We start from the raw sequence: 23,118 nt of genomic DNA on the forward strand, positions 1-23,118 counted from the left end.
CCCTTGTCCGACATCATGCTCGTAAAGCAGACCGACGCGGAGCTCTCCCAGGAGCAGCGTCAGGCACTGCGCATGGCGCTCTTCGAGCTGATCGACGGGCTGTCCGACGCTGACAAGAAGACTTGGCGGCGCCTGTGGAACTGGGTGATGCAGGCGACCGCCGGCGAGATCCTGTCGATCGAGACATGGACGCCCCGGAACAGCCGGTTCCACCGCCGCCACATGAAGATCGAAGCCGAGGTGTTCAAGTCACAGGAACGCATCACTGGCTTCGAGCAGTTCCGCACCTGGCTGAAGATCGGCGCCGGCTTCGTCGACTGGATGGCTGGACCCAAAGGCGGCGTCGTTCCGGTGCCGCGGTCGATCTCATACAAGAAGTGCGACGAGGACACGATGCGCCAGTTCCACGAGGACGCGATCGTCTTCCTCCGCACGGTGCACGCGCAGAAATACCTGTGGCCACACCTGCCTGCCGAGAAGGCGCAGGAGATGGTGGAAGGCGTCCTGGTGAGGTTTCACGAATGACGTTCCGTTCCGAGTCCTTGCGCCGTACCGTCGCATCCCTCCCTTGCGCGTACTGCAACGTAGAGGGGCTGTCGCAGACTGCGCACTCCAACTTGTACGAGCACGGCAAGGGACGCGGCCTGAAATCCAGCGACGCCGCCACCTTCCCTCTGTGCGCCACGACACCAGGCCGCGTCGGCTGCCACGACAAGTTCGATCAGTACAAGCTCTGCTCGAAGGCCGAAATGCCTGAAATGACTGCGCGCTTCATCACCTGGACCCACATCCAGTTGGTCGAGCGTGGACTGCTGAAGGTTCATCGATGAGCGTCGAAGCTATCTCCTGGGCATTCGCCCAGCCCATCCGCCATTCGACTGCCAAGTTCGTCCTGGTGGCGATGGCAAACCACGCGGACGCCGATCGCTTCTGCTGGCCCTCGATTCCTCACCTGATCGAGCAGACTGCGCAGGACAGGAAGACCGTGCAGGAAAACATCCGCCGGTTGCGCGAGTGGGGGTTCATCGAGGACACGGGCGAGCGGAAGGGCAGCACAAAGCAGGTGATCGTGTACCGCTTGAAGACACCCGAAAACGGTCCTGTTTCTGATGCGTCCGACAATGAGAAACGCACAATAAACACGCCCGAAAACGGGCCTGTTAAAGAGGCCCAAAAACGGAACAGTTCCGAAAACGGAACAGGCCCAAATTTCCCACATAACAGGCCCGTTTTTCCCAGCAAAGAGGCCCGTTTTTCCCGCGAAACAGGCCCAAAAACGGGCCCCGGAACCGTCATGGAACCGTCAGAGGAACCATCAGGGAACCATCAGATAGCGCTCGCCACCCTCCCGGCACAGAAGTTCGTTCCGCTCGATGCGCTGCTGAGTCTCGGCGTCGATGAGCAGACGGCGCGGGATTGGTTGCAGCTCCGGAAGGCGAAAAAGGCAGTCGTCACGAAGACAGCGCTCGAAGTGATCGTGAAGGAGGCCGAGCTCGCCGGCATACCCCTGGCCTCCGCACTGCAGCTCGGCTGCCAGCGTGGCTGGACGGGGTTCAAGGCGGAGTGGGTACAGCCGCGCCAGCGGGCACAGCAGGGCCCGGCTGGCGACGCGCAGCGGCAGGCCGACAACGAGGAGGCGTACCGGATGCTCTTCGGGAAGAACAAATCGGAGGTGATCGATGTTTGAACGTGACTTTTCTCGCTTCACCCAGCTGCTGGATGACGCGTTTTCCCTGAACCCGAACTGGAAGCCGCTGGGCGCCAACGGCAAGGCGCTGTTCTTCCGCGCGCTCGAGCTGTACCCGTTCGATGCAGTGAGCAAGGCGATGACCGCCCACATCCGCGACCCGCAGCGAGGCAAGTTCCAGCCAGCGCCTGCCGACCTGATCGCCCAGATCGAGGCGGCGCAAGGAGCGGCCGGCCGCCCGGGTGTGGACGAAGCGTGGGCACAGGCGCTTGCTGCGGTGGATGAGGCCGAGACGGTAGTCTGGACCGAGGAGACGGCCGCCGCGTTCGCTGCATGCCGGCCGGTGCTCAACACCGGCGACAAGATCGGCGCCCGAATGGCGTTCAAGGATGCATACACCCGCCTGGTGACCGAGGCGAACCGTCAGCACAAGCCGGTGAAGTGGCAGGTGTCGCTTGGCACAGATGCCGGCCGACGGACGGAGGTGATCAGCAAGGCGCAGGTCGCAGGCCTGCTCCCCGCCGCCCAGGCACAGGCACTCCTGCCTGCACCTGCCTTCCGGGAGGAGGTTGATCACGCCGGCCTGGCTCGCCTGAAGGCCGAGCTGGCAAAGCTAGTCCCGGCTGACGAGAAGATGGCGCAGCGCCGAGCCGAGAAGATCCGCGCCGAACAGCATGATGTCGCCACACGCAAGGCCGAGCTCGCGCAGCGCGTCGCCGCTTACCACGGAGGCAAGCATGCGGTGGCTTCTTGATCCCCGCGCGTTCAACGTCGCGATCATCCTGATGTTCCTGGCCGCCGCACTTCGCTGGGCGTACGCGCGCAACTGGCCGCAGGCGTCCTACTGGCTCGCCGCCGCAGCGCTGAACATCTCCATCACCTTCATGGGTACGAAATGAACATCCTCGCCCTCGACCTCGGTACCAAAACCGGCTACGCCCTCGGCACTCGTGGCGGCGCCGTGCACAGCGGCAGCCAATCCTTTGCCGCAGGCAAACACGACGGTCCGGCGCAGCGCTGGCTGAAGTTCCGCGCCTTCCTGACCGAGATCGGCCGCTCCTCCGGAGAGCTGCACGCCGTCTACTACGAGGACGTCAAGAACCACGCCGGAGTGCTGGCCAGCCACATCTACGGTGGCTTCCTGGCGCACCTGCAGTACTGGTGCGAGATGAACCGGATCCCGTGCAAGCCGGTCGGCGTCGGCCAGATCAAGAAGCACTGGACCGGGAAGGGCAACGCCAAGAAGGACGAGATGATCGCCGAGGCCGAGCGCCGCGGCTTCCGCCCTGTCGACGACAACCACGCGGACGCGCTGGCGCTGCTCGACCTGGCTCGGGTGAAGGAGGGCGCCTGATGGTATCTCCAATCAGATCCCGGAAGCCGATTGCTCGTGATCGGCGGCTGCAGCAGCTCGAGGCGATCCTGGTGCGCGACATGAGCTACGCCGAGGCGGCGGCCGCCCTCGGCATCTCGGAATCCACCACCCGGCACTATTTGGACAGGCTCCGCGACGTCGGTCGGGTTTATGTGTCCGGCTGGCGGAGGAGCAAGACGAGCTCCGTCCGCCTGTTCAGGGCAGGCCACAGCGAGGACGTGCCGCGGCCAGATCTAGTCGAGCTCGACGACGACGCCGAGCCACCGCGCGCGCCGACGGTCGTCGATGTTCGCCGGGATCCGCTGGTCGCGGCACTGTTCGGGGGCGCTGTATGACATTGCTGGCCTCCGAGTATCGCAACCCGTTGGAGGTGCTGATCCGACGGGAGGAGCGGACCTGCAAGGGCTGCGAGGGTGAGTTCAAGGCGGAGGCGTTCGGGAAGACGATCGTGATCTGCACGAAGCTGGACGCCAAGGGGCTGCGCCGGAACTACGGGAAGCGCTGCAAGGCATACAAGGAGAAATAACATGCGAGACGAACCAATATTCCAAACCACTGGGCAGGCGCTGGCTGTCTCGTTCTTGATCATGTCGGTCGAGGCGCGGCAGAAGAATGCCTTCCGGCTGGTCCTTATGCGGATCATCGAGTCGGTCGAGCAGCCGACGGCGAAGCTGCGCGCCTGGTACAAGGAGCTGCAGGGTGAGGCGGGAACCGTGAACTTCGCGGGTCTCGACCCGTATGAGGTGCGCGGGCAGTGCGCGATGGTCACCAGGGCGGTGGCCGACCACCTGCCGGCGCCCGAGCGGGACGCCGTCTGGGCACGGTATGGACAGCAGAAGGAAAAGGGCGACGGGGTGCAGGGACTGTCCCAGTACTTTGCGCCCCAACTCACCATCACAGACGACATCGCCATCCGTGCGCTCGTTTACGGCTACTTCGACAGCTCGAAGAGGAAGCCCTTCGATCCAAAGAAGAACGTGGGCGGGCTGTCCTACCAGGAGATCAGCGAGCAGCGCGACATCCACATTAAGACGCTGCACAGGGCGAACGCGATCATCTCGCGCACTTCGAACATCTTGCTTGGGATGGCGGAAGCGCGACTAACTCCCATGTTTCAGCGGGACGGTCTGGTGTCATTCGAACGGGAGAGCTCGTATTGGGTTGCTTAGCCCTCGCCTGCTATGTCCGTAACAAGGCAGGAGCGGCCCTTCAATGGTGCAGAAATCGGCAGGGCGGCAGCTTGAAGTACAATGCCCTTGCAAGGTGATTGCGGCCGCCCGTTTGGGACGGCATCGAATGCGAGGCTACATGGCGACAACGAATGACGGCCGACACGACGATGACCAGGCCTGTAAGGTGCTTTTGGTTGACGATGACCTTGACCTGCTTGAGGTAACGGCGACGCTTTTTCGGCAGTATGGCTACGAGGTCGTTACGGCCACCGACGGAACCGAGGCCCGGGAGGTATTGAATTGCACACAAGACATCGAAGTGCTCCTGACCGACGTCGCGCTGCCTGGTCTAGGTGGGGTTCAGCTCGCCCACGAAGCACGACGGCTGCGGAGGGACATGAAGATTATTCTGGTGTCGGGCAACTTGACGATGACCGACGCCAGTGGTCTGGTCGATAGCTTCGAGTTTCTAATGAAGCCGTACCGCATTTCTGACGTCCTTCGGCTACTCGCTAAGCCCACTCGCTAAGCCCGACTACGCAAATCGTCGTCATCCAGGTCTGTCTCTCGTGTGGTCCGAGGTAACGAAGGTATCATCACTTCACTGAGCAGCAATGTTTGCTCGACGTATAGGTATGGCGCCGGCAGGTCGTGATCCTCGATGAGGACAAAGTATCGGCGCACATCCGCATCATCCACGTAGCCTGAAGTCACGCTAATGTGATCGTTGATGGCTTGTCGGACAGCCTAAGCACGAGACATATGTTGGCGAGCCTGGGTTTCGTTAATAAAGCCCATCCTACTACCTCGATTCAAATACAGGTGCCTCGTTCGAGTCCTTAGACCGCTGCGCGTTCCTCGCTAGACGGATGAGTTTGATGAGTAGTTCCTCGCGACTGCGTAGGCGCGTGCGGCAGATGTCGACGTCCCGCTGCGGGCGGCCCGAGTAGTGCGGAACTACGGCAGAGGATGAGCTGCGTATGGTACGCCTCGCAGCGTTACGAGATTCCTTACAAAGCGCCTTGCGTAAATGTCCTTCAGGCACTATTATGTTGCCATACTGCGAATCAGTGTCAGAAGGGCCCGCCTAATCAGCGGGCCTTTTGCTATTTCGAGTTCGCAAACGTTTGTGCTATCGCCCTTTGTCACCGCCTGGAAGCTCGGGATACACCATGCCCTCCACCAGAACGCCCCCGAAGACAAAGCCGAAGGTGCAGACCATGATGCCAACCTTTGCCACGAAGATTGCTCGTGCAACTGAATCCATTGTTGCCCACGTCGGTGCGGCTTTTACTGCGATGGTGGATTTCATGTCCGTCTCCTTATGGTAATGACCCAGTATGCGCCGTATAACTGGGTAATCCCGGGATGGACAAAGTTTATTTAGCAAAGAGTCTCTTCAATCTCATCCTACGCTGGCTTTCTGCTTCCAGGCGCCGCGAGGCATCCGCGATGCGCGCGCTGCACTTCGCTGCCGGTGTCGTGCACTGAACGTTGTGCGGGCCCGCCAGCGCTGGCCAGTGGCGGGATGAATAACGCCAGCAGCTGCAGACGTAGCAAAGGACGGAGGCGCTCCCGTCGCGCGAGCGGCGTGCTGAAAGACGTGGGCTGCAGCAACCTATCTCGATACCCATGACAAGACTGCAAACCCTGAAGCCTCGGCTGGCTACTGCACCGACCGGGCGCGTACGCGTGTTCGAGTCCGTCTCCTGGCGATCTGAGAAGCAGAGCAGCTCCGCCCGTGGCTACGACTACCGGTGGCAGAAGGCGCGAGACCGCTTCCTTGCATCCAACCCGCTGTGTGTGTACTGCGAGTGCGATGGCCGTGTGACTGCCGCCACTGTCGTCGACCACATCGCTGCGCACCGCGGTAACGAGGAACTCTTCTGGGATCAGACGAATTGGCAAAGCTTGTGTGCCCCTTGCCATAGCGGACGCAAGCAGCGCGAGGAAGCGAGTCAGCAGTAGCTAAAGTTCGGAAGCCTGTGCGGGCGCCGCAGGGAGCGCGTGGAGGAATTTGAAGCCTAGCCGCTCTACTACCAGGCCAAGTACGGCGCTGCCATATATCAACACGTGAACGAACAGCACACATACGACTGTCCAGAACACATTGGCGAGTCCTTGTCGAATGCCGTCCATGCTGCCTCCTTGTTGGTTGTCCTGCCAGTGTAAGAACTTGTAACGCCGTCTGTTTGACGCCTCACAAGAGACTTGCCCTTCTTCAGCGATCGTTCATACACCGGCGATTGCTGACAGGGGTAGGGGGTGTGAAAGTCTGGGGAGTCGATCCCTCTAGACCACCTGGTACCCCATTCAGAGGTTTTTTTCCGCCGCCGAAATCCGGCAGATAACGAGTTTTTGAGCAAATTTCAGAAAAATGGCACGTCCCCCGTTCAAACCGACCGCTGCGATGCGTCGCAAGGTCGCCGTGGCGGCTGGTGCGGGCATGTCGCACGAGGAGATCGCCCTCGGTCTCGGGATCTCGCGCAATACCCTGAACAAGCACTTCGACGCTGAGCTCTCGACCGGTGCGTGCGCCCGGCGGCTGGAAGTGCTGGAATCGATGTTCAAGGCTGCCAAGGGCGGGAACGTCACGGCTCAGAAGGCGTACATCCAGATGACGCCTACGATCACCGCACCGGCGCCGGAGAAGCCTGCCACCCCGACCAAGATCGGGAAGAAGGAGCAGGCGCAGGCCGATGCCCAGACCGCCCAGGTCGGTAGTGAGTGGGAAGACCTGCTGCGCCCCGGCGCGCGGATGCAATGAGCTGGGACCTCAGCTGCCCTGACTGGGCTGAGCGGTTGCGCACCGGCCGCTCGCTGGTGCCTGACCTGCCGATTGATCGCGTGCGCGGCGATCGCGCGGTAGCGATCTTCAACAAGCTGCGCCTGGCGGACGTGCCCGGCACGCCGACGCTGGCCGAAGCCGGGGGCGACTGGTTCCGCGACGTGGTCCGTGCGCTGTTTGGCTCCATTGATCCGGTCAACCGGGCCCGCGCCATCCGGGAATTGTTCCTCCTGGTGCCGAAGAAGAACAGCAAGACCACGAACGGCGCGCTGCTGATGCTGACTGCGCTGCTGCTGAATGCGCGCCCGAATGCTTCGCTGATCATGACGGCGCCCGTGCAGGACGTCGCGCAGCTGGCATTCGACGCCGCGGCAGGCGCGATCCGGCTCGACCCGGTGCTCGAGAAGAAACTGCACATCCGCGAGCACCTGAAGACCATCGTCCACCGGGAGACGAAGGCCGAGCTGCAGATCATGTCGTTCGACCCTGCGGCGCTGACCGGACAGAAACCGGTCGCCGCGCTCATCGATGAGCTGCACGTCGTGGCCAAGATGAGCAAGGCGGCCAGCGCCATCCGGCAGCTGCGCGGCGGCATGCTGCCGTACCCGGAAGCCTTCATGGCTTTCATCACCACGCAGAGCGAGGAAGCGCCCGCAGGCGTGTTCCGGGCCGAGCTGATGAAGGCCCGGGCAATCCGGGACGGCAGGCAGCAAGGCGCGATGCTGCCGGTCTTGTACGAGCTTCCGGAGGAGATCCAGAAGAAGCAGGGCGAGTGGAAGAACCCGGCGCACTGGCACATGGTGACGCCGAACGCTGGCCGCTCGATCACTATCGACCGCCTCGTCGAGGAGATGCATACGGCCGAGGCGACCAGCGAGGAAGAGCTTCGCGCCTGGGCCTCGCAGCACCTGAATGTCGAGATCGGACTCGCGCTCCGGTCGGATGCCTGGGCTGGCGCGCTGTTCTGGGAGCAGCAGGCCCGCAAGCTGGTGACGCTGGACTACCTGATTGAACGTAGCGAAGTCATCGACGTAGGCATCGACGGCGGCGGTCTGGACGACTTGCTCGGCTTTGCAGCGGTCGGACGCGACCGGGAAACCCGGGAGTGGCTGCTCTGGAATCACGCCTGGGCGCACAAGATGGTGCTGGAACGCCGGAAAAGTGAGGCTCAGCGGCTCCTGGACTTCGAAAAGGATGGCGACTTGACCATCGTCGAGAAGATCGGCGACGACGTCGAGCAGGTGGCGGACATCGTGGCGCGGCTCGAGGCGACTGGGATGCTGGACAAGATCGGCATGGACCCGGCGGGTATCGGAAGCATTCTGGACGCCATGGTCGAGCGGCAAATCCCGCAGGACAAGTTCCTGGGCATTTCGCAGGGGTGGAAGCTAGGCGGCGCGATCAAGACCACCGAGCGGAAGCTCGCGGAAGGCGTCCTTGTGCATGGTGGACAGCCGCTGATGAACTGGTGCGTGGGTAATGCCAAGGTAGAGCCGCGTGCGAACTCCATCCTGATCACGAAGCAGGCCAGCGGCACCGGGAAGATTGACCCGCTGATGGCCACATTCAACGCCGTATCCCTGATGGCACTGAACCCCGCAGCTGCGGGCTCCCTGGACGACTTTCTCTCGAATCCGATCATCGCATGAGCGAAACCAAACAAAAAAGCCCGGGACGGCTCAAGTCCAGCGTCCTGAAGTGGCTGGGGGTGCCGATCGAGCTGACCAATGGCGCGTTCTGGTCCTCGTGGCTGGGCTCGAAATCCTGGTCGGGCAAAACTGTGACCGTCGACGCGGCGCTGCAGCTCAGTACTGTTTGGGCGTGCGTGCGCCTGATCGCCGAGACGCTGTCGACTTTGCCGATCAACTTCTACGAGCGTTCGCCCGACGGCGCGCGCAAGGTGGCCGTCGACCATCCACTGTACGAGATCCTGCACAACCAGCCGAACGCCGATATGACGGCCGTGGTGTTCTGGGAGGCGGTGATCTGTTCCATGCTCCTCTGGGGTAACGCCTTCTGCGAGATCGTCCGGGTCGGAAACCGGATCATCGCGCTCGACTTCCTGATGCCCGACAGCGTGAGCGTTCGGCGGCGGACCGACGGGAGCATCGAATACCGGTACCGGGGTCTGGACGGGAAGGCGAGGGAGATCCCGGAAGGCGACATGATGCATATCCCGGCCTTCACCACGAACGGGATGATCGGTCTGTCGCCCGTGCAGTACGGCGCCAACGTGTTCGGCACCGCCATCGCGACCGACCAGGCCAGCGCCGAGACGTTCAAGGACGCAATGCGCTCGCCCGGCCTCGTGACGATGGATTCGGTGCTGCAGCCGAAACAACGTGAGGACATCCGGCAGCACGTCAACAAGGTTTCGAAGGAAGGCGGCGTCATGGTGCTGGAGAAGGGCGCCGGCTTCCAGCAGCTGAGCTTCAAGCCGGCGGACGCCGAGCTGCTCGGTAGCCGCGCGTTCAATATCGAGGAGATGTGCCGTTGGTTCCGCGTCGACCCGGTGCTGATCGGCCACGGCGAGAAGCAGAGCAACTGGGGTACCGGCGTCGAGCAGAAGATGCTCGGCTTCCTGATGCTGACGCTGCGCACCTGGTGCGTACGCATTGAGCAGGGTATCCGCAAGTCGCTTCTGACGCCGGTAGAGCGCCGGAAGTACTTTGCCGAGTTCGCGATCGAGGGCCTGCTGCGCGCCGACACTGCCGCCCGCGCAGCCTTCTACTCGATCATGGTGCAGAACGGCCTGATGACTCGGGACGAAGTGCGCCGCCTCGAAAATCTGCCGCCCAAGGGCGGGAACAGCGCGGTCCTGACCGTCCAATCGAACATGCTGCCGATCGACAAGCTCGGCGAACACACCGACGCCGGCGCGGCAAAGGCTGCGCTGCTCCACTGGCTTTCCCAGGATGACCCGAAGGGCCCAAGCAATGAAACGTAAAGACATCGCGATGAAGCACAAGCAGTTCGCCTTCAAGGCGGACGCTGTGCACGACGACGGCTCCTTCACCGGCTACGGCTCGGTATTCGACAACGTCGACAGCTACCGCGAGATCGTGGCGCCCGGGGCGTTCGCTGACAGCCTGAAGTCGATCAAGTCCTCGGGCGATCCGCTGCCAGCACTCTGGCAGCATCGCTCCGGCGAGCCGATCGGCGGCTTCGACCAGCTCGAGGAGGATGCCCACGGACTCAAGGTCGCCGGTTGGCTGCTCAAGGATGAGATCCCGCGCGCAGCCGAGGCCTACGCGCTGATGAAGCGCCGGGTGGTGAAGGGCCTGTCCATCGGTTACTACGTCCTGGAGGACAGCTGGAACGAGAAGGACCGCATCCGCACCCTGACGAAGCTTGAACTGGTCGAGATCAGCATCGTCACGTTCCCAGCGAACGACCAGGCGCAGATCGACAGCGTCAAGTCGATGGAACAGATCATCAAGGCCGGCAAGCTGCCGACCCTCTCTGAATTTGAGGACTTCCTGAGGGAGTCAGGGTTCTCGAAATCTCAGGCCACGGCCATCGCCGGCCGCGGTCTGAAAGACCTGCTTTCCCGGGGTGAGCCCGGTGGCGAAAAAGGCGACGTACTTTCCGCGCTGCGGAATTTCAACCTCAACTCGAAATAAGGACTCACCATGAAACTGACACGTAAATCCTTCGTGCTGGTCGGCCTCGCCGTACTGGCAATGTTCTCCCTCGGCGCCCAAGCGGCCGGCGTGGATGTGGGCGCGCTGCTCGCACCGCATGCCGACGTACTTGCTGGGCTCAGCATGCTGGCTTTCGCCGGCGAAGTGACGCTGACGGATCCCGAGGCGATCGCCAGGGAGCTCAAGCGCATCGGCGACGATGTCAAATCGGCCGGCGAGAAGGCGCTGAAGGAAGCAGGCGACGCCGGCAAGCTGTCGCTGGAAACGAAGCAGCAGGTCGACGAACTGCTGGTCAAGCAAGGCGAGCTGCAGGTCCAACTGCAGGATGCGCTGCAGAAGTTCGCACGCAAGGGCGGGGACGAAGGCCAGCGCGCCAAGAGTCTCGGCGAACAGGTCATCGAAGCCGAAGGCCTGAAGGAGTTCGTAGACTCCGGCAGCAAGAACCGCCGCTTCTCGGTGTCGATCAAGAGCATCACCAGCGCCGCGGCAAGCGCCGGCGATGGTGTTGCACCGGATCGCCGCCCCGGCGTGCAGCTGCTGCCGCAGCGTCGCCTGACCATCCGCGACCTGATCTCTCCTGGCACCACCGGCTCGAACCTGATCCAGTTCCTGCAGGAGACCGGCTTCACGAACAACGCGGCGCCGACCACTGAAGCGACTAAGAAGCCGCAGTCGTCCATCACCTTCGATCTGAAGCAAGCGGCAGTCGTGAAGATCCCGCACTTCATGAAGGCGTCGACCGAGATCCTGTCCGACTTCGCCCAGCTGCAGTCGATCATCGACGTCAAGCTTCGCTACGGTCTGGCGCTGGTTGAAGAAGCGCAGCTGCTCAAGGGTTCCGGCGCCGGCAACAACCTGAACGGCATCTATACCCAGGCCACCGCCTACTCGGCACCGATCGCCCTGACCGGCAATACCCGGATCGACGTGCTCCGCCTGGCGCTGCTGCAGGCTGAACTGGCGGAATATCCGTCGACCGGCATCACGCTGAACCCGATCGACTGGGCGGCAATCGAGCTCACCAAGGACTCGACCGGCGGATACATCTTCGCCAACCCCCAGCAGACCGCCCAGCCGATGCTGTGGGGCCGCCCGGTAGTGCCGACGCAGGCAATGGACGTCGACACCTTCCTGGTCGGCGCGTTCCAGCTCGGCGCGCAGGTCTTCGATCGCCAGCAGGCGAACGTGACGATCGCAACGGAAAACGAGGACGATTTCGTCAACAACCTCGTGACCATCCTCGCCGAAGAGCGTCTGGCGCTGGCGGTCTACCGTCCGGAAGCCTTCGTCAAGGGCGATCTGACCCCGGCAGCGTAATTACCGCCGATCACGAAACCGAAGCCAGCCGGTTAAACACTGGCTGGCTTTTTTTTGGAGAACAGCATGGAAGTGAAGATCAAGGCGAAATCGGGCTTTGCCCATGGCAAGCTGAACCTGAAGCGCGGCGACGAGGCAATGGTCTCGCCGGCAACAGCGAAAGACCTGGAGAAGGTCGGGCTGGCGGAGATCGTCGAGGCGGACGAGAAGGTCGGCGGCGGCGAAGAAGGTAGCGGCACTGGCGAACCGGCAGGCGGCGGCACCGCGTTGCCGGAAGCTGAGCAGAAGCTAGAAGCCCCGTCTGAAACGCAGCCCGAAGACGCCGCAGCAGCAAAGCCTGCGCCGACCGGGAAGAGGAAATAATGCACGTCCGCGTCATCACACCGCCGGCCGCGGAGCTCATCAGCCTTCCGCGCGCCCGGCTGCAATGCAAGATCGACGCGGACATTGCGCCCGTAGCGCCGGCCACGGAACCGACCAGTTCCCGCGACGCCGAAATCGCCGACGCGATCAAGACGGCCAGGGAGTCCGTCCAGAGCTACCTGCAGCGCGCCATCGGTGAGCAGACCCTCGAACTCGTAATGACCGGCTGGGATCGCTGCGTCAGCCTGCCCATGGGCGAGGTGAAGTCTGTCGTCAGCATCAAGTACGACGCTGACGATGGCGAGCAGACGCTGAATCCGTCGGACTATTCGCTTCACGGTGGAGAGCGGGCCTTCGTGCAGCTGTCGGCAACCCCGGCACTCAAGGCGACGCCCGAGAACGTCCGCATCCGCTACGTCGCCGGTTACAGCGAGAGCAGCCTGCCGGGTCCGGTGAAGAGCGCAATGCTGCTCCTGATCAGCGACCTGGTCGAAAACGCGTCGCGCCAGACCGAGCGAGCACTGTCGGAAAACACGGCGTTCTGCCGCCTGCTGGAGCCCCTGCGACTTGGGATGGGAGTGTGATGGACGCGTCGAAGCTGAAACACCGGGTGACGATCCAGAAGCGCGGCGTCTCGCAGGACCCCGACGGCGAGCTGTCGGACGGCTGGGTCGACGTTGCCGTGGTCTGGGCCGACATCCGGCACCAGAGCGGGCTGGAGACGATGAAGGGCGGCGCGGAAGCGTCGGTCGTGCGCGCCAGCATCAGGATCCGGTACCGCGAGGGCATTACCAGCGGCATGCGGGCCGTGCACGGCGGGATCACCTACGACATCAAGGCACCGCTGCCGGACCTCGCGCGGAAGGAACATGTCGACCTGGTCTGCGAGGTGGTCTCGTGAAGCCGAGTCGACGGCCGGAAGTGCGGCGCGCAAAGTACGCGGCGAGAAACAGCGTCACGTTCAGGCTCGACACCTCCAGCCTGAACGACCTGATCGACGAGATCGGCGACGCGATCGAGGCGGCGGCCCGGCCTGCGGCGCAGGCCGCTGCGCAGGTGCTTTATGACGCGGTTCAGCGAAACGTAGCGAGCATCGGACGAAGCTCCGGAAATCTTGCAAGGGCGATCTACCAAGCATATTCCGCGGACAACAGCGCGCCCGGGAAGGCGACCTACCACGTCAGCTGGAACGCGACCAAGGCTCCGCACGGCCAACTGCTCGAGAACGGTTACATCCAGCGCTACGCCACTTATCTCGGTAAGGATGGCAACTGGTACACCGCCGTGCGGCCCGAGCACCACGGCAAAAAGGCGCCCTGGATCGGTACCGGGAAGAAGGGGCGTAATCGGAAGGCCACCAAGGCCGAGAAAGACGCGTGGTACGTGCCCCGCCCGGGCGGGCCCGTGCAGTGGGTCGCGAAATCGTTCGTGCGCCGGGCTGCGTCGGCGTTTCCCCAGGCGCTGCGGGCTGCCGAGAACGAATTGTTAAAGCGCATCGCAAAGGGATAGCAATGTCGGTTGAAAAGGCAATTCGAGAGGCGCTGCTGGCGATCTGCCCGCGGGTCTTCTATGACTTCGCACCGGTGGAGACGGAGCGGCCCTACGTGACGCTCCAGCAGATCGGCGGGCAAGCGGTCAGTTTCGTCGATGACGCTGTTCCCGAGCTGCAGAACGGCGAGTTCCAGATCAATGTCTGGGCGGACAAGCGCACGGAAGCGTCAGCGCTCGCGGTGCAGATCGAGGCGGCACTGATTCAGGCCGACGCGTTCGAAGCCCGGCCTTCCGCGGCGCCGGCGTCGGATTTTGACCCGGACGTTCCGGTCTACGGCACTCGGCAGGACTTCTCGATCTGGTCCAACCGATAAGAATTCGGCCGCAAGGCCAGCCAGTAGAGCCCCACGGAGCGATCCGCTGGGGCTTTTTCTTGCCTCCCTAAAGGGGGCTTTTTTTATGCCCACCTGGGCAAGAAAGGAAACACCATGCCTGCAGTACCTACCGGTACCCTGTTCTCCGTGGCGAGTGGCTACGGCGCGTCCAAGACCGTCGACGGCATCTCGAATGCCGTCAATGCACTCGTCTCGTGCACCGCGCACGGCTTCAACACCGGCGATGTGGTCGAGATCACCAGCGGCTGGGGCCGCCTGAACAAGCGCATCTTCGAGGTCGGCGCGGTCACCGCGGACACCTTCACGCTGCTGAAAGCGGACACCTCCAGCACCGCGCACTACCCCGCCGGCACTGGCGGTGGTTCCGTGCGCGAGATCACCGCCTGGACGCAGCTGTCCAAGGTGATGAACCCGCAGTCGAGCGGCGGAGATCCGAAGACCGTGACCTATCAGTTCCTCGAGAGCGACGTCGAGTACTCGATGAACGACGGCTTCACGGCGACCAGCTACACCATCGAACTGGACGATGACGACACGACCGCCGGCTACGCTGCCCTGCGTACGCTGACCGACAATCAGACCGACACTGCGCTGAAGATGCTGCTTCGTTCCGGTGCCCGCGTCTACCTGCCCAGCACCGTCGCGCTGAACGACGTTCCGCAGCTGCAGTCGGGCCAGATCAACCGGATCCGCGCGCAGTTCAACGGCAACAACCGTCACACCCGCTACGCAGCGGCGTAAGTCCCTGGGCTTCGGCCCATCCTGAGCACCGACCATGCCCGGTTCGTCCTTCGCGGGGCGGCCGGGCGTGGCACGGGCATTTTTACCCTCCGCGAAAGGCAAGACATGGCAGGCAAGATCAAGCTGGGCAACCGCCCGCAGAATTTCAAGAAGACCGTGACGGTCAAGATGCTCGACGGCTCCGAGGGAGCGATCGACGTCACCTTCAAGTACCGCACCCGCACTGAATACGGCGCCTTCATCGACGCGATCATGGAAGCCGCCGGCGAGAAGGGGCGCGACGCCGGCGACGAGGCTTTCTCCAACGAGAAGCTCTGGGCGAAGGTTGCGGCGAACAATGCCGAGCAGCTGCTGCAGGTGGTCGAGGCGTGGAACCTCGACGAGGAGCTGACGAAGGAAAACATCGAGCAGCTCGCCGACGAACTGCCTGGTGCCGTACTGGCGATCATGGAGACCTATCGGGTCGCCATTCTGGAAGGCCGACTGGGAAACTGAAGGAAGCCGCCCGGGCACTTTACTCGAAGCCCCCGGTTGTCGCGCCGGGCTTCGAGCCCGAAGACTACGAGACGGATCCGGTCGAGGTATGGCCGGAGAACTGGGACGCGTGGTCGCTCTTCTGGTCCATCCACACGCAGTGGCGGACCGGCATGGGCGGGCCGACCGGGCTCGACTACAACGTCCTGTTCCGCAAGATGGACAGGATGAAGCTCTCGGCGGCGGAGTACGACCAGCTGGAAGAGGACGTCAGGGTGATGGAGTTTGAGGCCCTGAAGACGATGAACGACGGCGACGCCGGGGATGCGGCGCCGCCAGCAGGTGAGGAGCACCATGACTGAATCGCGGAAGACACAGCTCGAAGTCGGCGTCGATCCAACCCAGGCGAAGCAGGGACTGGGGGAGATCAAGCGCGAGGCGCAGTCAATGGCGCAGACCGTCGCGCAGGCCGGTAACCAGGCCAGCAAGGCGGTCGACGGCATCGGCGCAGGTGGCTCAGCGTCGGCGGCAAAGGTCGATACGGCGACCAAGTCGATGATCCAGTCGATCCAGCGCGCAACTGCCGTCATGGAGGCAGGATCGAGGACGAGCGCCCGCTACTACGAGGTGCTCGCCAACCAGCGCGGGGTGGACGTGACGGTGCTGCGTCCGTACCTCAGCCAGCTGGAGGCGGTCGCTGCCAAGCAAAAGGCAGCTGAGCAGGCGATCAGGGGATCGGACTCGGGCCTCAAGGGCCTCGGCATGACCGCGGGCCAGACGGCGAACGCGCTTCGCATGGTTCCTGCACAACTGACCGACATAGTTACCAGCTTGGCGAGCGGTCAGGCGCCCCTGACCGTGCTCATCCAGCAGGGTGGTCAGCTCAAGGACATGTTCGGTGGGATCGGCCCGGCTGCACGCGCGCTCGGCGGCTACGTGGCGGGCCTCATCAACCCACTGACCTTGGCGGCTGGTGCGGTCGGCGTGCTTGGCGTCGCGTACCTCGCAGGGAAGAAAGAGGGCGACGCGTTTAACCGCGCCCTCATCATGTCCGGCAATATCGCCGGCACGACCGCGTCCCAACTACAGGACATGGCCGCGGGCATTGACAGCGTCTATGGCACACAGCGAGCTGCGGTCGCCGCGCTCGCTCAGATGGCAGGAGGAGGTAAAGTCGCGTCTAGGAATCTGGAGGAGTTCACTGCCGTCGCTCTACGCATGGAGGACGCGGTCGGCATCTCCGTGGACGAGACCGTCAAGAACTTCCAGGAGCTGGGGAAAGCGCCCACCGAGGCGTCGCGTAAGCTCAACGAACAGTACCGATACCTGACCGCAGCAGTGTTCGAGCAGATTTCCGCTCTCGAAGAACAAGGGCGGCAAGAAGAGGCAGCTGCGGTCGCGCAAAACGCGTTCGCTGTCGAGTTCGACAAGCGCACCAAGGCCGTGGTGGACAATCTTGGTCTGCTCGAGCGTGGTTGGAAGTCGGTCAAGAAGGGTGCGTCCGAAGCAATCGACGAGATGTTGCGCATCGGGCGCGCGACGACTCTGTCGGACCAGTTGAAAGATGTCCAGTCGCAGATTGGTTCATACAATCCGTTCTCCATCTTCGGCGATGATATCGATACGCTAAAGGCAAGGCGCGATTCGATCATCGAGACGATGCGACTTGAGGAGCGTGCAGCGGCTTCCGCTGGCGAGCGGGCGGCGCTGCAGCAGGCGGCAGTTGCGGCCATCGATGCGGTCAATAAGGCCAACGAGAAGGCTCTGTCCAAGCAGGACCAGATGAACAAGGCCCTGGACGTCTACCGCGCCAACATCGACAAGATCCGGGCCGCCAACCCGACCAGCGCGCTGCTCGATCCCAAACTGATTGCGAGCGCGGAAAAGGCAATTCGTGACAGCTTCGCGGATAAGGGAGCCATCTCCAAGTTCAATGCGGAGCTCGAAAAGCAGGCGCGGTTGCTGGCTGAAGGAGCGGGCCTAACTGGTGAGTTTGCGGGCGACTGGGAGCGTCTCAGCAAGGCATACGCTGCCGGCGAAATTTCACTGAGTGACTTGGTCGAGCGCCAAGCGAAATTGCTCGCGCAGCAGCCGGCGATCAAGAAGAATATCGAGGCGGAGGCTCGCGCAGTCGAGGTGCTTGCAGCGGAGTGGGAAGAAGCGGCAAGGGCACGCGAATCGGAGATGGATCGCAGCTACCGCGCCACGCTGGCCTCGATCAAGCTGGTCAACGATTACGGCCGCGGCATCGACGAAAACAACAAGCTCACCGAGTACGAGATCAGCCTCCTGGGTAAGACCGAGTCGCAGCGCGAGATCGCCGTCGAGCAGTACCGGATCCAGCTCGATCTGCAGCGGGAGAAACTGAAGCTCGACGAGCTCGGCCTCGACGCGGAGGAAAAGCGGGTTCGCCTTGCTCAGCTGGACGCGGCGGCGGCGCGCGCAATGGACGGCGCGGCTCAACGTGCCTGGCTCAACGATTGGAAGCGCATCAACGATGACATCGGGCGCTCCCTCAGCGACGCGCTGATGCAGGGCGGCCAGAGCGCTGGCGACTACCTGAAGAACTACTTCAAGACGCTGGTCTTTCGGCCGATCATCCAGGCGGTCATGGCGCCGGTCTCCGGTGCGATCGCGTCCGCGTTTGCACCTTCCACAGCGGCTACCGCTACGAGCGCCGGTGGCGCTGGCGGCGCTCTCAGCTGGCTCTCAGCCGGCAAATTTCTCTGGGACGGGTTCTCCACCGGCTTCGGCGCCATGGGCAATACCGCCAGCCAGGTGGCGCAATACGGCTTCGGTCTGGGCGGCACCGCGCCGGTCAGCACGGGCATGGCCGGCACTGGCTGGGTCTCCGCGGAGGGAGGCGCGGCATACTTGGGAAGCGGCGCGAGCGCACTGGGGACCGCGGCATCGTGGGCCGGAGGCATCGGCGCAGGCCTCGGCTTGGGGCAGCTCTTGTCCGGGCAGTATTCGCTGATCGGCAAGAACAGCATGGCTGCCACTGGTCTGGGCACTGCCGCCGGCGGCATCGCCGGGTCTCTCGGCCTACTGGGATCAGTCGGCGGTCCGCTCGGCGCACTGATCGGCGGCGCCGTCGGCGGCCTGCTGAACCGCGCGTTCGGACGCGGTCCCAAGGAGGTCAAGGCGTTCGGCATCGAGGGAGATTTCGACTCCGACAGTTTCGCCGGCCGCAACTTCGCGGACTGGAAGCAGAAGGGCGGGTGGTTCCGTTCTGACAAGAAGGGCACCAACTTCTCGCCGCTCGACACGGCGATCGCCGACCAGTTCTCGGCCAGCATGGTGGCGATCCGTGACCAGACCACCGAGTTTGCTGAGGCGCTCGGCCTGTCTGCGGACGCGATCGACGGCTACAGCAAGCACATCCGGCTGACACTGACGAAAGACGAGGCCGAGAACCAGAAGCTGATCGCAGAGATGTTCGGCGTGATCGGCGACGAGATGGCCGGCATCGTCGGCGACTTCTCCGCGTTTGCCAAGGAAGGGGAGGCGGCCAGCGTCACGCTGCAGCGCCTGGCTGTGAGCCTGACCACGGCGAATGGTTGGCTGGATCGGCTGCAGCAGACGCTGTTCCAGAGTTCGATTGCCGGCGGCGACGCCGCCAGCAAGCTCGCCGACGCGTTCGGCGGGCTGGAGAACCTTGCCGCAGTCAGTGCCGCGTTCTACCAGGCCTATTACACGGAAGGCGAGCGCGCGGCACGCAGCCGGGAAGACATGCGGAAGGCGCTGGAGAGCGTCGACCTGGTGCTGCCGGAGACCATGGCCGAGTTGCGCAACATGGCCGACGGCCTGGACCTGACCACGGAAGCCGGCCGGAAAGCGTATGTCACGCTGCTGTCCATCGCGCCGGAGTTCGCGAACGTCGCGCAAGCGACCGAGCGGCTGGCGAAGGAGACGGCCGGCAACCTGCTGGCTGCCTTCAGCGGTCGCGGTGCTCTGACAATGGCGCTGACCGGCACGTCCATGCTCGCGGAGGAAATCTATCGGCTCGGCCAGAACGCCGCAGACGCGGTGATCGACTTCGCCGGGTTGGCGGAAGCGCTGGCCGACGTCGACACGGCGACGTTCACGGAAGCCATCGCGCAGGCGTTCGAGCGGCTGGCAGGCCGTATCAGCGACGTGATCGGTGCCATTGCCGACGAGCGCGCCGCGGTGCGCGAGGCCGCGCTGCAGATCACGAACCCGGCTGGCATGACGCCGGACCAGATCCGCGCGGCGATTACCGGCATCAACACCACGATGCCGGGCAGCATGGGTATCGCCGGGCTGGACGCGAAGTATGCGCTGGTCGAGCAGCGGGCGGCAGCGCAGGCTGCAGCGCTGGCGCCGTACCAGGCAGCGCGGGACGCGCTGGCGGCCTTCCGCAGCACTGCGGTGCCCAGCACCCTTGAGGGTGCGCAGCTGGTGCAGATGAACGGCAAGGTGCCGACCGCGAATGCGGAGCTGTACGCGAACAACAGCGCGTACCGGGAGGCGTGGGATACGCTCCTCGCCAGCCACTACCAGAAGTACGGGAAGGGCTACGATAAAAAGAGCGACGCCGCGCAGATCGAGCAGGGCCTGCAGGCGCTGCTGGCCCCGGTGATCGCGGCGGAGAAGGCCGCGTTCGAAAAGTCGGTCCAGCAGCAGGTTGCGGCCGTCGCGACCCTTGAGGAGAACTACAAGGCGGCGACGGCAGCGCTCGCGGAGGCACAGACGGACGCGGCAGATCACGCCCGGGCAGCGCAGGTAGCCTATGCCGACGCGCTGCAGCAGTTCGCCCTGGACGCCGGGCAGTCGGTCAACAAGCTGAGCCGTCTGCGGGAAGAAACGCTGCGGTACTACGAAGCCCAGAAGCGCCTGGCCGACCTGATGACGGCCAGCGCCGCCGGGCTGCGCAAGACCGTGTCCGACTTCCGGTACAGCCAGATGGCGCCGGAGGACCAGTTTGCCGCGCTGCGGACGCAGTTCGCCACCGCCTACTCGATGTCCCAGGCGACGCAGGGCGAGGCGCTGGCTGGCTACGCGGACAAGCTGAACGGCCTGGTGAACCCGCTGCTGGAGAAGGCGCTGGAGGTCTATGGCGACGGTGCCGACTACAACGCGATCGTGGCTGCGGTGCTGGCGCAGGCGAACAACGTGGCCGGGCGGCTGGACAACCTGACGCCGACCGACTACGCCGCCGACAGCCTGGAGATGCTCGAGCAGATCGACGCCACTCTGGCCTCGCTGGAGGCAGCGGCCAAGTCGGCGGACCAGCTGATTGTAGGCGCCATCAACGCCGGCCGCGACCAGACGGTCAACGGCCTGCGGGCGGTGGTTGCGGCGCTGACCGGCCAGAGCATTCCGGCGTTTGCAAATGGCGGCGACCACGCCGGCGGCATCGCTCTGGTCGGCGAGCGGGGCCGCGAGCTCATCAATACCGGTCCGGCGCGTGTCTTCACCGCCGCACAGACCAAGCAGATCCTGTCGGGCGGTGGCGGCAACGCTGAATTGCTCGCAGAGGTCCGCAGGCTGAACCGAAGGATCGAGGAACTGCAGATGGCGACGGAAGCGGTGGCCAGCCATACGAGCAACACCGCCCGACGACTGGAGCGGATCGAGCAAGACGGGATGGTGGTGAGGACGGAAGACGACATGCCACTGAAGACGACGGAGGCAGCATGAAGGTAATCAGGCCGGTGGTGATCGACTCCGGGAAGCTGGTCAGCAGCAGCGTGCCGGAGGACGAGCACCAGGTCTGGAACAGCGGCACCACCTATGCTGCCCAGGCCCGAGTGATCGCAGACCACTTCATCTATGAGAGCCTGCAGGCCGGGAACCTGAACAAGCCGCCGGCGGCGTCTCTGCTCGACTGGGTGCGCATTGGCCCTACGAACCAGTGGGCGATGTTCGATGCGGAGATCAGCACGCAGACGGCAGCGGACGGGGAGCTCACGGTGGTCCTCAAGCCGGGATACGTGAACAGCCTGGCGCTGTTTGGGGTGTCCGGTTCGAACCTTGCCGTGGAAGCACGGGACGGCGCCGACGGACCGGTCATCTACAGCCACGAGCAGAGTCTCGATGGGTCCTTCGTGGGCGACTGGTACCAGTACTTCTACGAGCCGATCGAGCAGCTCGACGAGGTCGTCCTGCAGGGGCTGCCGGCATACGCCGACGCGCACCTGACGCTGACCATCTCAGGGCTGGTGGCGGCATGCGGGATCCTGATCGTCGGCAACGTGTACGAGATCGGACGCACACAGCGCGGCGCTAGCGCCGGCATCACCGACTACAGTCGCAAGGAGACCAGCGCGGCCGGCACGACCACGTTCGTGAAGCGCCGCTACAGCAAGCGCATGCGGGCGTCGATGGTGGTGGGCAACGCCTTGCTGAACAAGCTGCAGCGGCTGCTGGCCAGCCTGCGCGCGACGCCGTGCGTCTGGATCGGCACCGACGCACCCGGGTACCAGCCGTTGACCGTCTTCGGGTTCTACCGCGACTTCTCGATCGACATCGCCTACTCGAACCACTCCCTCTGCAACCTCGAAATCGAAGGGCTCACATAATGGCAATGACACCACTTCCCACTCCGCCCAGCCGGAACGACCCGGCCAACTTTGCCGAACGCGGCGATTCCTTCCTGGCGGCGCTCCCGACCTTCGTCACCGAGGCGAATGCGCTGCAGGAGGATGTGACCGCTAAGCAGGCGACTGCGTCGTCCGCGGCGACCACCTCGACCCAGAAGGCGGCGGACGCCAGCGACTATGCAGCCACCGCGAACCAGGCGAAGACCGGGGCCGAGGCGGCGCGGGACACAGCACAGACGCACCGAAACGCAGCTGAGGCCGCCAAGAACGCGGCAGAAGACGCAGCTGTCGATGCAGGCGATTTTGCCGCGTCGGCATCGGCGTCTGCAGCGGTACTTTCGAGTGCGTCCGATGTTCTGTTCAACGTGCTGATCAACTCGAACTTCGGAGAGAACAAGCGAGCCGTGTCTGGAACGGTGACACTGGCTGCCGGCGCATACGGTCACGACCGCTGGAAAGCTGGCGCAGCGGGATGTACGTACACGTTTTCTAACTCGGGCGGCGTGACCACGTTGAACATCACCGCCGGTTCACTGATTCAGGTGATCGAAGGCGAGCAGCTCCATACCGGCACACACGTTCTCTGTTGGACTGGCACAGCACAGGGAAAGATCGGTGCCGGAAGCTATAGTTCGTCGGGCGTCACGGCTTCAGTTGCCGGCGGTACGAATCTCAACGTTGAGTTCGGAACCGGCACGCTTTCCTGTCCTCACTTGCGTCCGGGTTCGGCCGTCCTCCCTTGGTCGCCCTACCGCGGAATTTACGGTGGTGAAAAGCAGGCGTGTCTAAGGTACTGCCGCGCGATAAATACGTCCGCGGCATATCTCGGCGCCGGACTGTGGTACACCCCATCGCTTGCAATTGTGCATTTACCGTTCATCGGCGGCATGATGCGGGCTGCGCCGTCAATTGAATTCAATTCCGCGGTGGGCGGGGTCATTATTCCGTCCGGGTCGGCATCCGCGTCTATTTCTATGAATAGTGCAAAGGTCGATGGCGCGACGTTGGCCCTGACATATATCAGCGGCAGCACTGCCGTTGCCGGCATGGCTGCTGTGGCTTCGGTCGCGAGCGGATTGCTGATTCTTTCCGCGGAGCTTTGACC

Annotated in this window: 28 protein-coding genes; 27 read left to right on the plus strand and 1 reads right to left on the minus strand. The window is 63.6% G+C overall.

Features of this window, described 5'->3' with window-relative positions; all coding sequences use genetic code 11:
- Window positions 1-3: 3 nt before the first annotated feature.
- Genes VIM12_RS05785 through VIM12_RS05830 form a run of 10 tightly spaced genes read left to right on the plus strand, consistent with a single transcriptional unit; the run spans window position 4 to window position 4,763 of the window.
- Window positions 4-525: a DUF1367 family protein gene (locus VIM12_RS05785; RefSeq protein ID WP_331940669.1), complete on the plus strand. Its 522-nt coding sequence runs from the start codon at window positions 4-6 to the stop codon at window positions 523-525.
- The gene (locus tag VIM12_RS05790) at window positions 522-830 is read left to right on the plus strand and encodes a hypothetical protein (RefSeq protein ID WP_331940670.1); all 309 of its coding nucleotides are present in this window, start codon (window positions 522-524) and stop codon (window positions 828-830) included. The genes VIM12_RS05785 and VIM12_RS05790 overlap by 4 nt, the downstream gene beginning before the upstream one ends.
- Window positions 827-1,687 (plus strand): helix-turn-helix domain-containing protein, encoded by an 861-nt coding sequence (locus VIM12_RS05795; RefSeq protein ID WP_331940671.1) that lies wholly within the window; start codon window positions 827-829, stop codon window positions 1,685-1,687. Before VIM12_RS05790 ends, VIM12_RS05795 begins: the two co-directional genes overlap by 4 nt.
- Window positions 1,680-2,441: a hypothetical protein gene (locus VIM12_RS05800; protein ID WP_331940672.1), complete on the plus strand. Its 762-nt coding sequence runs from the start codon at window positions 1,680-1,682 to the stop codon at window positions 2,439-2,441. Before VIM12_RS05795 ends, VIM12_RS05800 begins: the two co-directional genes overlap by 8 nt.
- Entirely contained in the window at window positions 2,425-2,586 is a 162-nt protein-coding gene (locus tag VIM12_RS05805; protein WP_331940673.1) for a hypothetical protein, read from the plus strand. The genes VIM12_RS05800 and VIM12_RS05805 overlap by 17 nt, the downstream gene beginning before the upstream one ends.
- Window positions 2,583-3,041: a hypothetical protein gene (locus VIM12_RS05810; RefSeq protein WP_331940674.1), complete on the plus strand. Its 459-nt coding sequence runs from the start codon at window positions 2,583-2,585 to the stop codon at window positions 3,039-3,041. Before VIM12_RS05805 ends, VIM12_RS05810 begins: the two co-directional genes overlap by 4 nt.
- Window positions 3,041-3,397 (plus strand): winged helix-turn-helix domain-containing protein, encoded by a 357-nt coding sequence (locus VIM12_RS05815; RefSeq protein ID WP_331940675.1) that lies wholly within the window; start codon window positions 3,041-3,043, stop codon window positions 3,395-3,397. The genes VIM12_RS05810 and VIM12_RS05815 overlap by 1 nt, the downstream gene beginning before the upstream one ends.
- Window positions 3,394-3,588, plus strand: a complete 195-nt coding sequence (locus VIM12_RS05820; protein ID WP_331940676.1) for a hypothetical protein — start codon at window positions 3,394-3,396, stop codon at window positions 3,586-3,588. Before VIM12_RS05815 ends, VIM12_RS05820 begins: the two co-directional genes overlap by 4 nt.
- Window position 3,589: 1 nt before the next feature.
- Window positions 3,590-4,231 carry a hypothetical protein gene (locus VIM12_RS05825; RefSeq protein WP_331940677.1) on the plus strand — a complete coding sequence of 214 codons (642 nt, stop codon included), beginning with the start codon at window positions 3,590-3,592 and terminating at the stop codon, window positions 4,229-4,231.
- Window positions 4,232-4,274: 43 nt separating this feature from the next.
- Complete coding sequence (locus VIM12_RS05830) at window positions 4,275-4,763, plus strand: response regulator (RefSeq protein ID WP_331940678.1); 489 nt, start codon at window positions 4,275-4,277, stop codon at window positions 4,761-4,763.
- A 603-nt stretch (window positions 4,764-5,366) separates the two neighbouring features.
- Here VIM12_RS05830 and VIM12_RS05835 read toward each other — a convergent pair.
- Window positions 5,367-5,546 carry a hypothetical protein gene (locus VIM12_RS05835; protein ID WP_331940679.1) on the minus strand — a complete coding sequence of 60 codons (180 nt, stop codon included), beginning with the start codon at window positions 5,544-5,546 and terminating at the stop codon, window positions 5,367-5,369.
- A gap of 320 nt (window positions 5,547-5,866) precedes the next feature.
- On the opposite strand from VIM12_RS05835, the gene VIM12_RS05840 reads away from it, so the two are divergent.
- From VIM12_RS05840 to VIM12_RS05920, 17 genes are all read left to right on the plus strand, one after another.
- On the plus strand, window positions 5,867-6,202 hold the full coding sequence (locus tag VIM12_RS05840) for an HNH endonuclease signature motif containing protein (protein WP_331940680.1): 336 nt from the start codon (window positions 5,867-5,869) through the stop codon (window positions 6,200-6,202).
- A 409-nt stretch (window positions 6,203-6,611) separates the two neighbouring features.
- A complete protein-coding gene (locus VIM12_RS05845; RefSeq protein ID WP_331940681.1) occupies window positions 6,612-7,001 on the plus strand; it encodes a hypothetical protein in 390 nt (129 codons plus the stop codon).
- Complete coding sequence (locus VIM12_RS05850) at window positions 6,998-8,671, plus strand: terminase large subunit (protein ID WP_331940682.1); 1,674 nt, start codon at window positions 6,998-7,000, stop codon at window positions 8,669-8,671. The genes VIM12_RS05845 and VIM12_RS05850 overlap by 4 nt, the downstream gene beginning before the upstream one ends.
- A complete protein-coding gene (locus tag VIM12_RS05855; RefSeq protein ID WP_331940683.1) occupies window positions 8,668-9,969 on the plus strand; it encodes a phage portal protein in 1,302 nt (433 codons plus the stop codon). Before VIM12_RS05850 ends, VIM12_RS05855 begins: the two co-directional genes overlap by 4 nt.
- Window positions 9,959-10,645 (plus strand): HK97 family phage prohead protease, encoded by a 687-nt coding sequence (locus tag VIM12_RS05860; RefSeq protein WP_331940684.1) that lies wholly within the window; start codon window positions 9,959-9,961, stop codon window positions 10,643-10,645. Before VIM12_RS05855 ends, VIM12_RS05860 begins: the two co-directional genes overlap by 11 nt.
- Before the next feature lie 9 nt (window positions 10,646-10,654).
- Window positions 10,655-11,983, plus strand: coding sequence for a phage major capsid protein (locus VIM12_RS05865; protein ID WP_331940685.1), 1,329 nt, complete (start codon window positions 10,655-10,657; stop codon window positions 11,981-11,983).
- A gap of 66 nt (window positions 11,984-12,049) precedes the next feature.
- Window positions 12,050-12,346 (plus strand): hypothetical protein, encoded by a 297-nt coding sequence (locus VIM12_RS05870; RefSeq protein ID WP_331940686.1) that lies wholly within the window; start codon window positions 12,050-12,052, stop codon window positions 12,344-12,346.
- A complete protein-coding gene (locus VIM12_RS05875; protein WP_331940687.1) occupies window positions 12,346-12,930 on the plus strand; it encodes a head-tail connector protein in 585 nt (194 codons plus the stop codon). Before VIM12_RS05870 ends, VIM12_RS05875 begins: the two co-directional genes overlap by 1 nt.
- On the plus strand, window positions 12,930-13,247 hold the full coding sequence (locus VIM12_RS05880; protein WP_331940688.1) for a phage head closure protein: 318 nt from the start codon (window positions 12,930-12,932) through the stop codon (window positions 13,245-13,247). Before VIM12_RS05875 ends, VIM12_RS05880 begins: the two co-directional genes overlap by 1 nt.
- Window positions 13,244-13,855 carry an HK97 gp10 family phage protein gene (locus tag VIM12_RS05885; RefSeq protein ID WP_331940689.1) on the plus strand — a complete coding sequence of 204 codons (612 nt, stop codon included), beginning with the start codon at window positions 13,244-13,246 and terminating at the stop codon, window positions 13,853-13,855. The genes VIM12_RS05880 and VIM12_RS05885 overlap by 4 nt, the downstream gene beginning before the upstream one ends.
- Window positions 13,856-13,857: 2 nt before the next feature.
- Window positions 13,858-14,211 carry a DUF3168 domain-containing protein gene (locus tag VIM12_RS05890; RefSeq protein WP_331940690.1) on the plus strand — a complete coding sequence of 118 codons (354 nt, stop codon included), beginning with the start codon at window positions 13,858-13,860 and terminating at the stop codon, window positions 14,209-14,211.
- 114 nt (window positions 14,212-14,325) lie between these two features.
- Complete coding sequence (locus VIM12_RS05895) at window positions 14,326-14,973, plus strand: phage tail tube protein (protein WP_331940691.1); 648 nt, start codon at window positions 14,326-14,328, stop codon at window positions 14,971-14,973.
- Window positions 14,974-15,078: 105 nt separating this feature from the next.
- A complete protein-coding gene (locus VIM12_RS05900) occupies window positions 15,079-15,468 on the plus strand; it encodes a phage tail assembly chaperone (RefSeq protein ID WP_331940692.1) in 390 nt (129 codons plus the stop codon).
- Window positions 15,465-15,809, plus strand: a complete 345-nt coding sequence (locus VIM12_RS05905) for a DUF1799 domain-containing protein (RefSeq protein ID WP_331940936.1) — start codon at window positions 15,465-15,467, stop codon at window positions 15,807-15,809. Before VIM12_RS05900 ends, VIM12_RS05905 begins: the two co-directional genes overlap by 4 nt.
- The gene (locus tag VIM12_RS05910) at window positions 15,802-21,111 is read left to right on the plus strand and encodes a phage tail length tape measure family protein (RefSeq protein WP_331940693.1); all 5,310 of its coding nucleotides are present in this window, start codon (window positions 15,802-15,804) and stop codon (window positions 21,109-21,111) included. Before VIM12_RS05905 ends, VIM12_RS05910 begins: the two co-directional genes overlap by 8 nt.
- Entirely contained in the window at window positions 21,108-21,992 is an 885-nt protein-coding gene (locus VIM12_RS05915) for a hypothetical protein (RefSeq protein ID WP_331940694.1), read from the plus strand. Before VIM12_RS05910 ends, VIM12_RS05915 begins: the two co-directional genes overlap by 4 nt.
- On the plus strand, window positions 21,992-23,116 hold the full coding sequence (locus VIM12_RS05920) for a hypothetical protein (RefSeq protein WP_331940695.1): 1,125 nt from the start codon (window positions 21,992-21,994) through the stop codon (window positions 23,114-23,116). The genes VIM12_RS05915 and VIM12_RS05920 overlap by 1 nt, the downstream gene beginning before the upstream one ends.
- The last annotated feature ends 2 nt before the right edge of the window (window positions 23,117-23,118 follow it).

This window comes from Noviherbaspirillum sp. (assembly GCF_036563305.1).
Classification (GTDB): Bacteria; Pseudomonadota; Gammaproteobacteria; order Burkholderiales; family Burkholderiaceae_D; genus Noviherbaspirillum.